We start from the raw sequence: 13,309 nt of genomic DNA, 5'->3' as shown, positions 1-13,309 counted from the left end.
TCCCTAGCCTAGGCCAGAGGATCGACGCCCATGGTGACGACGGCCTGACGCATGATGGTGATTTGCTGGTTGAAGTCAAGTTTGGAGATTTGGCCGAAGACGGCTTGGCCAGCGGCTCCGAGCTGGTAGGTAATGGGCACAGGGACGATGGTGCCGCCGCGCATTTCTTCCGCCAATTGGAACCAGAAGGCCAGCTTGGTGTTGTTGCTCAGCACGCCGTAGGCACGGGTGAGGGAGGTGCTGGTGCGGTTGACCAGGTCACGCATGAACTGAAGTTGCTCGGTGTGGGATAGAGCTTTCACTTGGGCCAGCAACCCTTCGGCAAACTGAAGACGAGCCGCCCCCGGAGCCGCCGGGGTAATGGAACGGCCCATGTTGTCGTAGAGCACCCAGAGCAGGCCGAGTTGCTCATCGGTGGTCAAGCCTTTGAAGGCAGCAATCGCGTTCGATACCGGAGCGGCCAAGCCAGCGGAGACGGCAGCAGGAGCGTTGAGTGTGTAGGTCATGGGGACCTCCGTGTAATGAATAATTAGCCTTCACATCCCCAACGTAACAAAAAATTACAATTTGTGTAACGAATCATCATTGACAAGACTTATGTGCATGGCGGGGTTATTCCAATGTATCAATTCTCATAAGTGCCTTGATTCCTTGATGGGAAAGGCTTTCAGCGGTTTGAGCGACTTGGCATTCGGTAAGCATAATTGCTTATTTCCGTCGAAAGGAGGATTTTGGCTCACAGCCCTAAACCTTCCGCATCGAACCGTTTGCCCATGGCTACCGTCGCCGCTGTTTGCTGACCATTTTGCGAGAGAGGCGCAGATTAATGTCTTCCTTGTCGGCCCAATCTTGCAGCACACGGAAGAAGAGATGCTTGTCTGGCCCTTGCAGCACGGCGGTTTGGTCAGCGGTTTCGATGCCGTAGGGGTAGCCGCCACCGACAATTACCTCGCCGCGCACCCAGTTGAGGTAGCGAGGGAGGTGGCCGTTTTCCCACATCCATAGAGGCATTTCGAGGCGCACGGGGTAGCCGTCCCGCGTGGTTTTGAGGTAAGTGAAGGCGATTTGGTGGCGCTGTTCTTCGTACTGCTCCAGGATGCCGCCTCGGTCGCAGCGAAACAGGGGAATCCGATCTCCCCAGTCCATCTGCCGTGCCAAGAGCTGAGCATCGTGGATGCCCTCGGTGGCCTCTAGGCCGCAGCCGTGGTGCAGCATGGTGGTGAGGTCGTGGGCATAGGAAGTGTCCACATAGCCCACCAAGGGCACCCGCCGTTCTTCGCTGGCCCGCAGCAGGTCTAGCATGGCCTGAACATAGGCTTTTTGGCTGTCGGGGTCAAAGGCTTCGGCAAAGGTAACAACCAACGCCCCATCAAAGAAGACTAGGGTGCGCTCCGGCTCCTCGCAGGCATTGATGTACTCCACTAGGCGTTCGGTTTCCATTTGAAAGCGGCGAACATTCACCCGGCGCTCCACGGGCTGGGCGGGGTTTGGCCCCAAATCTTTGGGCGTCAGCAGGTCTACCCGCACATCCTTTTGGTAGGGCCGAGTTTTGCTGTGGGGGTTCTCAAACCAGCCGATTTGAATCAGCGCAATGGGAATCGACAAATCCTTCCCCGGTGAAATTTGGGAGCCATCCACCGCAAAGGTGGTGACATCCGACAGCACCGCCTGCACCCACTGGGCGCTCGACTCCCGGTTTGACCAGCGCTCTGAGGCTGGGGCAGATTCAGCAAAGAAAAAGGGAATGACGCCCTTGTGGGCCAGCTTTGGCGATTCTAACGGCAGTGCCCCTGCCGGGTAGGAACCGCCTAAACGATCCTGCTGCTGAGGTAGGGTCAGGGCCGAAAACTCCGCCCAGGCCTGGTGATAGGCGGTCAATAATTCAAACTTGGCTTTGTTGAAGGAGCTAAACGCCTCTCGCTTTTGGTCGAGCAGCGCTTTGATGTGGGCCGGACTCACTGGCATACCCCATAATCCTACAGAACGCCTGTATTGAGGGGCATTCTAGCGGGTTTGGGGACGATTTTCATGGGCTATCCGCTAGCCCAACGGTTAAGAGAGACGATATCGCACACAGTATCCTCACATTTTCACCGATATAGTAAGGCCGATGAAGGCTGGATTTACTCCACAATGCTCACTTTTATAAGATCAAAAATTTACTGTTTTGGGATAGTTCGCTGAGCTAGTGATGAAGGCTGAATTGGCTAAGCAATTCTAGTTATTGTGTTAATCGCGAAGGGAGACAAAGAGGACAAGCCTAGGCTTTATGGCTCTTAGGTTAGCTCTGAGAAAATCGCTATAGGTCGATGATTTTTCCTGCTTAGTGAAATTATCGTGATTTTTAATGCTCCATCGTTGGGCATTTTGACGACGCATCACGTCTATTCAGCCTAAATCCTGATGGCTGACCCTCTATTCAAGGGCTGATTTTGCTCAAGCGGAGCTTGTCGAAGCCTTTATTAGTTTAGAGAGTGATTTATCTGGATTGAGTATCAGGCGTTATTTTTTAGCCTCTAACCTTTTGAAAGTGAAGGAAAATCATGGTGAAGTATTCGGTTGTTATTCCTACGCTAAATCGGTCGCAGTCCCTGCGGCGCACCCTCGATAGCGTACTGGCCCAGCCCCTCGATGGTGAGCTTGAAATCGTAGTGGTGGATAATGCCAGCGAGGACGACACCCAGACACTATTGGCGACCCCACCCTATGACCGGGCGCGGGTGATCACCCAGGCTCACCGGGTGCCCCGGGTTCAAAATTTTATGACGGCACTACGGGCCGCGACAGGGCAGTACGTGGCGATCCTCTATGACGATGAGGAGATGCTGGCCGATAACCTGCGACGCAAGGGGCAAGTGCTAGATGCTCACCCAGAGGTGATTGCCGTAACTTCCTCGGTGGTGCGGCGCGACGCTGAGGGCAATGGCGAACCAGGGGCCGTGGGGCGATCCACCTTCACCATTGAAGACCGGGCGACCTATCTGCCCAATGCCTTTGATAAGGCTCCGGGCGGGCTGCCGCAGGTTTTGATGCGGCGTGAAGCCCTCCATAGCCTATCCATTGACCCACGGGATGAACCCCTAGACGACAATGCCTTTGTGCTGCGTCTGTCTACGCTAGGATCCATTGCCACGCTGCCTGACTGTCTGGTGACGGAAACCGTGACCGATGCCGAAATGGTGCGAACGGGATTGTTAGAGTTGTTTGCTGTACCAGGTCAGGATCACTCCCCTGTTTCGCTGCCTGCCATTTGGTTTGGCTGGTCTCACTACCGAATGCGGGTCGATCATCTGCTTCAGTCCTCCGACCTGTCGCTACGGCAGATATGGAAATTACACCGCACCTCCAAAACCGTTTTTCGGCGCGATGTTTGGAAAGCAGCTTACTGGCGATTCAAGGTGTCTAAGCGCCCCGGCCCAGCGATGAAGTTTTTACTCAAGGCTGCTGCTTTCGACCCCAGTTTGCTCGTGCCGCCTGTGATGTTTTTTCTGAGTTGGAAAGCTTCTAATTCCAAGACTCCCATGACGGCGCTTCCCCCCGGTTCTATCGAAGCAGCGTCAGCCGCCACGGTCTTTTCTGTCGATACCCATGGTAGTCATCAAGCTATGGCAGAACAGTCATAGTCGATGGCTCCAGCCTAGGTAGGTTTGACTGATTTCTTCGATCAACAAAGACGGTGGTTAGGGCTATCAGATTCATCCTAGTGATGATGGGTGAACCCTCAGCTCCTACAGATTAAATCAAAAGGATCATAATGCTGCTTGATAGTCGTCAATTTGATGGCGATGCCGTCGTTGCGGATATTTGTATTATCGGTACCGGGCCAGCGGGGCTGAGCCTAGCCCAGGAATTTTTGAATCACTCAGTCACGGGGTGCCTACTAGAAAGTGGTGGCCTCGCCCCCGACCCAGCCGCCCAGGCTTTGGCCGAAGGCGATACCGTCGGCGATCCCATCCATCCTCCGGTGGAGGTCTGTCGCCGCCAAGTGGGGGGAAATGCCAATGCCTGGGTAGTGCGGATCAAACCGGGAATCCTTGGCGTGCGCTACACCGCCCTAGACCCCATCGACTTTGAACAGCGAGATGGGCTACCCCACAGCGGCTGGCCCCTCACCTATGATGATCTGCTGCCCTACTACCATCGGGCGCAGAAGGTTTGCCAATCGGGCCCCTTTAACTATTGCGCCGATGCTTGGACGAGCCCTGCCACCCCTCAACTGGCCCTCGATCCTGCCCTGGTGGAGACCGGAATCTTTCAGTTTGGCCCCAGCGCCGCCTTCTTTGTGGGCTACCGAGAAGCCATCGCCGCATCGCCCAACCTCACCCTCCACCACCATGCCACAGTGGTAGAACTGGAAACCGCTGAGGATGGCCACACCGTCACCCGTGCGCGGGTTGCTCGCCCTGGCCAACCAGACTATTGGGTCTCGGCGCGGCAGTTTGTGCTGGCCTGTGGTGGGTTTGAAAATGCCCGCCTGCTGCTGAACTCAAATCGCCAGCAGCCCCAGGGCCTAGGCAATCTTTACGATGTGGTAGGGCGTTATTTCCACGATCATCCCTTTGTTTTGGGTGGACATATCCTTCCTACACAGCGAACGCTGTTTAACCAAACGGGGCTGTACGATCAGCGCTGGATAGGCAACGTGGCGGCCATGGGCCATCTCAAGCTAGCGCGGGCTGTTCTAGCGCGGGAGGAGCTGTTAAACATCAGTGCCTCACTGTTTCCTCGACCTAGCCAGCGACGGCACCAGGCGGTGATTTCCCTCCAGGCTTTGGCTAGTCAGATCAAAGCCCAACCGATTTCAGGCACCACGGTTGGTCATCTTGGCCATGTCTTACGGGGATCCGACCACATTATCCAAACGGCCTATCGCGTCAAAACCCAGCAGCAGCCTTGGCTGACGGGCTTCTCCCAGGGCGGATGGTCGTCGGTGGCTAGAAATGATCGGCGGTTTCGCACTTTCGAGGTGATTCACCAGATTGAGCAATCTCCCGACCCCGCAAACCGCGTCACCCTCAGCCCAAATCGTGATTCCCTCGGCTGTCCCAAGCTCGAAGTCCACTGGCGCTGGAGCCCCGACGATGCCCATCGCATTAGTCGCGCCCAAGCTATTTTTGCCCAAGCCTTCCGGCAGGCTGGCCTAGGCGAGTTTCAGATTGCCCAGGAAGATGGCCTGCCCGTGCTGGGGCGTCCCTCCGGTGCCCACCATCTGATGGGCACCACCCGCATGGGCGAAAATCCGCGCTCCAGCGTGGTCGATGCCGACTGTCGCGTCCACGGACTGCATAACCTCTTTGTCGCAGGCAGTTCTGTCTTCCCCACCGGGGGCTATGCCAACCCCACCCTCACCATTGTGGCTTTGGCCCTGCGCCTGGGGGATCACCTCAAGGCCACCTTGGCCTAGGATGCCGCCAGATCCAGAGACACCAAGCAAGGTGCTTAGCCCAGTGCGGCATGTCTCCCAGCACGCTAGCCATGGGACACGACCGAAGACAAGGCCAGCCGCGCAGGCTCTAGGATACCTGTCATCGGGCCAAGCTTGCCTGCGATGAGATACAAGCTACAGCTAGAACAATTCCCCCATGGCCTGAGCCAAAAACCTAGGAAAATCACTAGGGAAAACCTACGAATAAGAGCCTCAATATATTCTGGTTTTTGGACACAGCCTGAGTTACAGAATATAACTATCTTGTTACGGTTTATCGCGCACCCAGAATCGTCACCTCTCCGCAGATATAATTAAACTGAATCATGGCTAATCGTCATCATCAGCTTAGATTCCCTTCATCAGAATCCACCACGTTTCCATTGATTTACAGCTTAGGCAAAGAGTTATGCCTATGGTTTTAGAACATTGGGCAATCAGAATAAAATGCCTTGAGAATCCTTCCGCTACAAGGGTCTTAGGTAATAATAAACTCAAGATGATCCCCTGAGAATCCAGCGTCAGGCTTAATCAGAATCTCAAGGCTTCTACGATCTGAAGGAAGGTCGTAAGAGGAGTTAAGCCTTCAATTATCTGAACTATACTGATCAAGTTCTCACACCTCATCCTGATATCTACTTGATGTTCAGAAAAGTAGACCTTAAGCTCATTCAAATCAAGTATGAGCTTCTGTTTCCGGCGTGTTAGCTAGCGTAGCATTTTAATCTATCCAGCATAAACTAGCACAGCTTCATTTTTCCTAGACAAGCCTTAAGCGCATTAGGACTAGATCTAAATTATTCTCCCTAAAACTCTGCTGATCCACTAAATCAGCGTTTTCAGTCTGTGATAAATCTTGACTTAGAGAGCCAAGATTAAATCGAGACTCTTTCTTCATGCCTAAGAATATCTAGGTTGTTCTGCAAGAGACGACTTGCAACCTAAATCGCAACTAATAATTAGTTTGTGCAACTTAAAAAAATTATTGAAAGCCTCCCTGGTATTCATTTGGATAGATGGCTCACCTTCAATCTTTATCTAAAAAACGAATCTAAAAACTGCTTGGAGTTTTACACCATGAAAATCAGTGTCGTTATTCCCTGTTTCAATGGAGCATCTGTGATTGATAAACAGCTAGAAGCCCTGACCCAGCAAACCGTTTCTCCCTATGAAGTGATCGTAGCTGACAATGGCTCCACGGATAATAGTCAAGCGATAGCCGAGCAATATAGAGATCGCCTACCAGGTTTCAAGGTAATTGATGCGGCGGGGGTAAAGGGTGCTTCCCATGCCCGCAATAGAGGAGCCATAGCAGTGACGGGCGACTGTCTGGCTTTTTGTGATGCTGATGATGTTGTTGGTAAGAGATGGATGGAGGCGCTAGATTTGGCCTTTAGGAGCCATGATTTTCTGGCCTGCCGCCTCGACTACGAAAAGCTCAATCACGACACAACCAACACGGCCCAAACGAACGATCTGCAAAATTTTAGAACCCCTTTCTATCCCTTTGCGGGAGGATGTGGCCTCGCCATTCGCAAAGCCATCCATGATGCAGTGGGTGGGTTTGATGAAAGCGTTCTTTACTTAGAAGACGCCGACTACTGTATTCGTGTGCAGATGGCCGGATATCCTCTGGTGTTTGTCCCTGACGCGGTGGTGCACTATCGCTACGCTGAGGGAAAATCATCCCTGTTGGGGACGTGTCGAGCAAATTACCGCAAAGCCCACAACTGGGGGTATGGGCTAGCCACGCTATATCTCCGCTACCGAAACCAGGGCATGAAACTATACGGGCTGCCACCACGGCTAGTCCTGATTCCTCTGTGGGGGCTGCGAGTGTTGGGATCTGGCTTCAATCCTCACAGCGTTTGGCGCTTGGGTTGGCACATGGGCGTGGTGGAGGGGCTCCTAGCTCACCCCTAGCCCAGGACTGACCCGGCTGTGGGCAAAATCCCCTAACCGCCAATGCCCAACCGTCCGGCTAGGCTGGGGGTGAGGGGCATCAGCACCGCTAGGGCCAAAAACAGCGCCAGCAGACCCAGGGCAGCGCGGGCGTCGTCGGGTTCAGTAATGTCGTCGAGGCAGGGACGCTCTAGGTTGCGCTGGAGGATAAGAATAATCGCCGCCCAGTAGAGGGCCAGGGGGTTGGCCAGGGTGACGAGGGCCAGCAAAATTAGGGTGATGACCGTGGTGCGGCCAGCGGTTTTACGACCATAGATGGCTTGCACAATGCGGCCTCCATCCAACTGACCAGCGGGCATGAGGTTGAGAGCGGTGATTACCAGACCCAGCCAGCCAAAGACCGTGAGGGGATGCACATCCACCAGGGGCTCTTGCAGGGCCGACCCCAGCACGGCCTTGGCCAGGGTGCCCACCAGAACAGAGCCTTGGAAAAAGGTGGAAGGCAACTGAAACAGGCTCCCAGGATGGGACAAAACCAGACCCGTCACCAGCATTCCCAAGGACACCAGCCCCCCCGCCGCTGGCCCCGCCAGGGCAATGTCGAACAACACGCTGCGGTTGGCCAACAGCGACTCGAACCGGGTGAGGCTACCGAAGGAACCAATCTGCCAGGTGGGCAACAGGTAGGGCGGGCTGAGGCGCACCCCATGGCGACGAGCCAGCACCCAATGGCCAATTTCATGGCTGACCAGCACCACCAACAGCCCCAGCACCAAGGGCAGCGCCGCCGTCCAGCGGGAAAATTCTTGCACTAGATCAAAGCCTTGCAGCATGGCCCCGGCCTCTAGACTGGTGAACACTGTGGCCAGCCCCAACACCCCGGCAATGGCCCACTGGGTCGGCGTCGTTTTAGCCGGATCCATCGAGGCCGGAAGCACCACCACGGTAGGCTTTTTCTCCAGGCTTTCGACCAGGAAGAGGCGGTAGCGGTCGCCGAGGCGTTCCGTCAGCAGGGCACTCAGGCGGGCCCGGGTTTCCGCCGGATTGCCGCGCAGGTTGCCGCGAAAGATTGCCCCCTGGTCGTAGGGAATGGTTTCGGTGCGGAAGTAGGTGTCGATGCCGAAAATACCCTCAATTTTGGCTAAATCTTCGGCAGGAATCACAATTTTGGCCGCTTCCTCTGGCTTCACCTCGGCGGGGGCCACCGGAGCTTCAGCGATGGTCTCAGGCTCTGGGCTAGGAGCAGCGTCTGCCTTGAGGGCGTTGGCAGTTTGTTCGGCGATGAAAGCGGCTTGACCAAGGGTGCGGAGTCGTCGGCCCAGGTAGATATAAATGCCTGTGGACACCAGCAGCAGCACCAACACCCCAGCCAGGTTGATGTATACCCCAACGGCAAACAGGCCAAAAAACAACAGCCAAGGAGCCATCAACACCACGGATTGCAACCAGGCCAAAATCCCGATAGTGCCGTAGGGCAGGGCGCGGCGGTAGCCCCAAACTAAAATTGCAATTGCCGCCAGCAAAATTAACCCAGTAGTCGCCATGGTGTGGTGTGGTGCCGTCCTTAAAGTGTCTTAGTCGTGTGTCTCGGTTCGGTCTTCAGTCTACCGCGATCCCCCCTAGCCGTGCAGGCCAGCTGCGACCGGGGCAGACAGGATATCCTAAACACATCCCCAGCTCTGTCTATGTCTATGGTTGCTGCCCCTAGTCCTGCTCCGGTGGCCTCGGCTCCCAATTCCTTTCGCATTACTTTTGCCCCCCTCAGCCTGGAAGAGGTCTATGCCCTCGCCGACGATCCGGCCAATGGGGCGGTGGTGGTGATGAGCGGCATGGTGCGTAACCAGACCGACGGTTTTCCGGTAGTGGCGTTGGAATACCAAGCCTACGAACCCATGGCCCTAGCGGTTTTTCGCCAGATTGCCGACCAAATTCGCCAAACCTGGCCCGAGGCCACCCGCGTTGTGATTCACCACCGCACCGGAAAGTTGGCCGTAGGAGAAATCAGTGTCCTCGTCGCGGTCGGCTGTCCCCATCGCGCCGAAGCCTTTGCCGCCTGCCAGTTCGCCATTGATACCCTCAAGCACAACGCCCCCATCTGGAAAAAAGAATGGTATCAAGGCCCAGACGGCACCCTCTCTAGCACCTGGGTCAGCATTGGGGCTTGCGAGGTGGACGATGCTCAACACAATGGCTAAGGGACAGACCCATCATCCAGACAGACCCACAATCCAATAATGGCTCCCTCCGCGAAGCTGGCCCCAACTCATCAACGGCCAGTGTCATAAACCGCTCAGCCGCCCACCGAAAAAACTGGATCAGCCGCCCATCGAAAACAGTTGATCAACCGTGAGCGTCAGTTCGGGCACCACGGTAGAGCTAATGGGGGCTGCGTCCTGAAAGATGATGTCTTCATACTGGCCATCCACCCACTGGCAGATCGTTACCTGGCGAGTTTCGGGGTCAACAATCCAATATTCGGCAATGCCACGGGCGGCGTATTCCGTGCGTTTGTGGCGATAGTCGCGGCTGCGGTTGGCCTCCCCAGGGCTCACCACCTCTACCACCAGGGCCGGGGGCGGCATCTCATGGGTGAGGGTGGCGCGGGGCTGATTCTGAATCGCCAACAGCGACTCTTCGGAATGCACCAGCAGGTCTGGAATCCGGCAGCGGGCACGGCGACCCATCACCGCCACTTCGGTATTGTAGGTCACGCGATCTAGGGGTAGATATTTTAGGAACTGCACCATCAACCATCGGGCCAGTTTGAGGTTCTGCGGGGATTCTGGGGGCATGGCTACCAGCTCTCCATCCACCAGTTCGTAGCGGGTATCGGTGCCGTCGTCATAGGCCAGATAGTCCTCGAAGGTGAGTAGCGTCTTGGGGGATAAGGTGCTGATCATAGCGGCACAGCGAGGAGGGGACAGGGGTGGGGTGGGCATTGCCCTTTATGGATGCACGAAGAGTTGACCAGCGGTGAGGGCAATTTGGGGCACCACGATGGATTGAAGCGCCTGATCGCCCTGAAATACCCTATCTTCGTACTGGCCATCCACCCACTGGCAGATCGTTACCTGGCGAGTTTCGGGGTCAACAATCCAATATTCAGCAATGCCACGGGCGGCGTATTCCGTGCGTTTGTGGCGATAGTCGCGGCTGCGGTTGGCCTCCCCAGGGCTCACCACCTCTACCACCAGGGCCGGGGGCGGCATCTCATGGGTGAGGGTGGCGCGGGGCTGATTCTGAATCGCCAACAGCGACTCTTCGGAATGCACCAGCAGGTCTGGAATCCGGCAGCGGGCACGGCGACCCATCACCGCCACTTCGGTATCTTTGTAGGCCAAGCGTTCTAAGGGAAGATGCTGAAGCAACACAGCCCATAGTCGTCTGGCAATAGCGTTATTTCGCTGGGATTCTGGGGGCATGGCTACCAGCTCTCCATCCACCAGTTCGTAGCGGGTGTCGGTGCCGTCGTCATAGGCCAGATAGTCCTCGAAGGTGAGTAGCGTCTTGGGGGATAGGGTGCTAGTCATGGCGGCATTGGGGGAACAGGACGGCGACCTAGGTTTATCCTAAGCCATCTCTATCCAAGGGCAGGGTTGCAGCCATATTTGTGTACTTTAGTTCGGGCCAACTGGGTGCCTATCCACCCCATTTTGGCCTGACACAACCGGGCCACAGCGCAAACCCCGCCTTAGGTGGTTCGGTATCCTCTCCTTTAGGTAAATGGAGGAACCCCGCACTATAGATGTAGTTCTTAAGCCGGAGCCAAAAAACGATGGGAAAAGTTGTTGGGATTGACCTAGGTACCACAAACTCTGTGGTTGCCGTGATGGAAGGGGGGAAACCCACCGTAATTGCTAACGCCGAAGGGTTCCGTACCACGCCCTCGGTGGTGGCCTATGCCAAAAATGGGGATCGCCTGGTGGGCCAAATCGCCAAGCGCCAAGCGGTGATGAACCCCGAAAACACCTTTTACTCGGTGAAGCGTTTCATCGGTCGCCGCTACGACGAAGTAGGCACCGAATCCACCGAAGTGGCCTACAAAGTGCTGAACGTGGGCAACAACGTGAAAATTGACTGTCCCCAGGCGGGTCAGCAGTTTGCCCCCGAAGAAATTTCGGCCCAGGTGCTGCGGAAACTGGCCGACGACGCCAGCAAGTACCTCGGCGAAAAAGTCACCCAGGCGGTAATTACCGTCCCCGCCTACTTCAACGACTCCCAGCGCCAAGCTACCAAGGACGCCGGGAAAATCGCGGGTCTAGAAGTGCTGCGGATAATCAACGAGCCCACCGCCGCCGCCCTAGCCTACGGCCTCGACCGCAAGAGCAACGAAACCATCCTGGTGTTTGACCTTGGCGGCGGTACCTTCGACGTGTCCATCCTAGAAGTGGGCGACGGGGTGTTTGAAGTGCTGGCCACCAGCGGCGACACCCACCTGGGCGGCGACGACTTCGACAAAAAAATCGTGGACTACATGGCAGGCGAATTCCAGAAAATGGAAGGCATCGACCTGCGCAAAGACAAGCAAGCCCTCCAGCGCCTCACCGAAGCTGCGGAAAAGGCCAAAATCGAGCTGTCTAGCGTTACCCAGGCGGAAATCAACCTGCCTTTCATCACCGCCACCCAGGACGGCCCCAAGCACCTGGAAACGACCCTCACCCGCGCCAAGTTTGAAGAACTCTGCGCCGACCTGATCGACCGCTGCCGCATCCCCGTGGAGCAAGCCCTGAAGGATGCCAAGCTAAGCAAGAGCGACATCAACGAAGTAGTGCTGGTGGGCGGTTCTACCCGGATTCCTGCCATCAAAGAGGTGGTGAAGCGCACCCTCGACAAAGAACCCAACGAAACCGTCAACCCCGATGAGGTGGTGGCCGTGGGTGCGGCGATTCAGGGCGGCGTGCTGGCTGGGGAAGTGAAGGACATCCTGCTGCTGGATGTCACCCCCCTATCCCTCGGTGTGGAAACCCTGGGCGGCGTGATGACCAAGCTGATCACCCGCAACACCACCATCCCCACCAAGAAGTCTGAGGTGTTCTCCACGGCCCAGGATGGCCAAACCAACGTGGAAATTAAGATTTTCCAGGGCGAACGGGAAATGGCCGCCGACAACAAGAAGCTGGGCGACTTCCAGCTCTCCGGCATTCCCCCCGCTCCCCGTGGCGTGCCCCAAATCGAGGTCATCTTCGACATCGACGCTAACGGCATCCTGAACGTCACCGCCAAGGACAAGGGGACAGGCAAAGAGCAGACCATCACCATTTCCGGTGCCTCCACCCTGGATGAAAAAGATGTGGAGAAAATGGTCAAAGATGCTGAAGTCAACGCTGCCGCTGACAAAGAGCGTCGGGAGCGCATCGACCTGAAGAACCAGGCCGACTCCCTCGCCTACCAGGCCGAAAAGCAACTGGCCGACATGGGCGACAAGGTGCCCGCTGCCGATAAGGAGAAAGCCGAGGGGCAGATCAAGGAGTTGAAGGACGCCATTGCCGCCGAAAACTTCGATACGATCAAAACCCTCACCGAGCAGCTCCAGCAAACCCTCTACGGCATTAGCACCAACCTGTACCAACAGGCCGGGGGCGATGCGTCGGGCGCGGCGGATGCTGGCACCTCTAGCAGCTCCGGCGGCGACGATGACGTAATTGATGCTGAGTTCTCGGAACCCGAAGGCAAATAAGACCGGGTTGACTGATATGAGAGCTTAGCCCTAGGGCTTGCTCCGGCTAGCAAGGAAGCGGGTGGTCTGTGCCATCCGCTTTTTTTGGGCTGATGCCCCGACACCCAAATTCCCCTGCGTTTCGACCACTTGCCACTTTGGGGTACTCCATAGAGATTTGGCCTGATACCAGATCCTAGGCGTTTACCCCCGATTTGAAAATCGATTGCACCCAAACTGATCTTTTCAAAGCCTCGGTTTATATCGGGGTGCTCTATTCGGATTTCGCATGAATCACCTGAGTTGGGGATGAGCGAAAAGCTAAA

At 56.0% G+C, this 13,309-nt stretch carries 10 protein-coding genes; 5 read left to right on the top strand and 5 right to left on the bottom strand.

All coding sequences use genetic code 11. From position 1 onward, the window contains the following. Positions 1 to 8 precede the first annotated feature (8 nt). Positions 9 to 506: an orange carotenoid protein N-terminal domain-containing protein gene (locus GFS31_RS16605; protein WP_198805875.1), complete on the bottom strand. Its 498-nt coding sequence runs from the start codon at positions 504 to 506 to the stop codon at positions 9 to 11. A gap of 271 nt (positions 507 to 777) precedes the next feature. Further along, positions 778 to 1,965, bottom strand: coding sequence for a DNA double-strand break repair nuclease NurA (locus tag GFS31_RS16600; protein WP_198805874.1), 1,188 nt, complete (start codon positions 1,963 to 1,965; stop codon positions 778 to 780). A 578-nt stretch (positions 1,966 to 2,543) separates the two neighbouring features. On the opposite strand from GFS31_RS16600, the gene GFS31_RS16595 reads away from it, so the two are divergent. From GFS31_RS16595 to GFS31_RS16585, 3 genes are all read left to right on the top strand, one after another. Then, on the top strand, positions 2,544 to 3,623 hold the full coding sequence (locus GFS31_RS16595) for a glycosyltransferase family 2 protein (RefSeq protein ID WP_198805873.1): 1,080 nt from the start codon (positions 2,544 to 2,546) through the stop codon (positions 3,621 to 3,623). A gap of 131 nt (positions 3,624 to 3,754) precedes the next feature. Next, complete coding sequence (locus tag GFS31_RS16590) at positions 3,755 to 5,404, top strand: GMC oxidoreductase (RefSeq protein WP_198805872.1); 1,650 nt, start codon at positions 3,755 to 3,757, stop codon at positions 5,402 to 5,404. Positions 5,405 to 6,502: 1,098 nt separating this feature from the next. Continuing rightward, on the top strand, positions 6,503 to 7,348 hold the full coding sequence (locus GFS31_RS16585; RefSeq protein WP_198805871.1) for a glycosyltransferase family 2 protein: 846 nt from the start codon (positions 6,503 to 6,505) through the stop codon (positions 7,346 to 7,348). A gap of 32 nt (positions 7,349 to 7,380) precedes the next feature. Here GFS31_RS16585 and GFS31_RS16580 read toward each other — a convergent pair whose 3' ends face one another. Next, positions 7,381 to 8,871, bottom strand: coding sequence for a site-2 protease family protein (locus GFS31_RS16580; protein WP_198805870.1), 1,491 nt, complete (start codon positions 8,869 to 8,871; stop codon positions 7,381 to 7,383). A 141-nt stretch (positions 8,872 to 9,012) separates the two neighbouring features. Here GFS31_RS16580 and GFS31_RS16575 point away from each other — a divergent pair, with 141 nt between their 5' ends. Next, entirely contained in the window at positions 9,013 to 9,522 is a 510-nt protein-coding gene (locus tag GFS31_RS16575; RefSeq protein ID WP_317135043.1) for a molybdenum cofactor biosynthesis protein MoaE, read from the top strand. A gap of 120 nt (positions 9,523 to 9,642) precedes the next feature. Here GFS31_RS16575 and GFS31_RS16570 read toward each other — a convergent pair whose 3' ends face one another. Further along, positions 9,643 to 10,227 (bottom strand): Uma2 family endonuclease, encoded by a 585-nt coding sequence (locus GFS31_RS16570; protein WP_198805869.1) that lies wholly within the window; start codon positions 10,225 to 10,227, stop codon positions 9,643 to 9,645. A 45-nt stretch (positions 10,228 to 10,272) separates the two neighbouring features. Beyond that, the gene (locus tag GFS31_RS16565) at positions 10,273 to 10,857 is read right to left on the bottom strand and encodes a Uma2 family endonuclease (RefSeq protein ID WP_198805868.1); all 585 of its coding nucleotides are present in this window, start codon (positions 10,855 to 10,857) and stop codon (positions 10,273 to 10,275) included. Between the two features lie 245 nt (positions 10,858 to 11,102). Here GFS31_RS16565 and dnaK point away from each other — a divergent pair, with 245 nt between their 5' ends. Further along, positions 11,103 to 13,004, top strand: coding sequence for a molecular chaperone DnaK (dnaK, locus tag GFS31_RS16560; protein WP_198805867.1), 1,902 nt, complete (start codon positions 11,103 to 11,105; stop codon positions 13,002 to 13,004). The last annotated feature ends 305 nt before the right edge of the window (positions 13,005 to 13,309 follow it).

This window comes from Leptolyngbya sp. BL0902 (assembly GCF_016403105.1).
Taxonomy (GTDB): Bacteria; Cyanobacteriota; Cyanobacteriia; order Phormidesmidales; family Phormidesmidaceae; genus Nodosilinea.
This window is presented reverse-complemented; position numbering and strand designations above follow the sequence as displayed.

Excerpts from the sequence above, each read along its gene's own strand:
- GFS31_RS16575 (WP_317135043.1), top strand. The coding sequence starts at position 9,013 with ATGTCTATGGTTGCTGCCCCTAGTCCTGCTCCGGTGGCCTCGGCTCCC.
- GFS31_RS16605 (WP_198805875.1), bottom strand. The coding sequence starts at position 506 with ATGACCTACACACTCAACGCTCCTGCTGCCGTCTCCGCTGGCTTGGCC.
- GFS31_RS16595 (WP_198805873.1), top strand. The coding sequence starts at position 2,544 with ATGGTGAAGTATTCGGTTGTTATTCCTACGCTAAATCGGTCGCAGTCC.
- GFS31_RS16570 (WP_198805869.1), bottom strand. The coding sequence starts at position 10,227 with ATGATCAGCACCTTATCCCCCAAGACGCTACTCACCTTCGAGGACTAT.
- GFS31_RS16565 (WP_198805868.1), bottom strand. The coding sequence starts at position 10,857 with ATGACTAGCACCCTATCCCCCAAGACGCTACTCACCTTCGAGGACTAT.
- dnaK (WP_198805867.1), top strand. The coding sequence starts at position 11,103 with ATGGGAAAAGTTGTTGGGATTGACCTAGGTACCACAAACTCTGTGGTT.
- GFS31_RS16600 (WP_198805874.1), bottom strand. The coding sequence starts at position 1,965 with ATGCCAGTGAGTCCGGCCCACATCAAAGCGCTGCTCGACCAAAAGCGA.
- GFS31_RS16580 (WP_198805870.1), bottom strand. The coding sequence starts at position 8,871 with ATGGCGACTACTGGGTTAATTTTGCTGGCGGCAATTGCAATTTTAGTT.
- GFS31_RS16590 (WP_198805872.1), top strand. The coding sequence starts at position 3,755 with ATGCTGCTTGATAGTCGTCAATTTGATGGCGATGCCGTCGTTGCGGAT.
- GFS31_RS16585 (WP_198805871.1), top strand. The coding sequence starts at position 6,503 with ATGAAAATCAGTGTCGTTATTCCCTGTTTCAATGGAGCATCTGTGATT.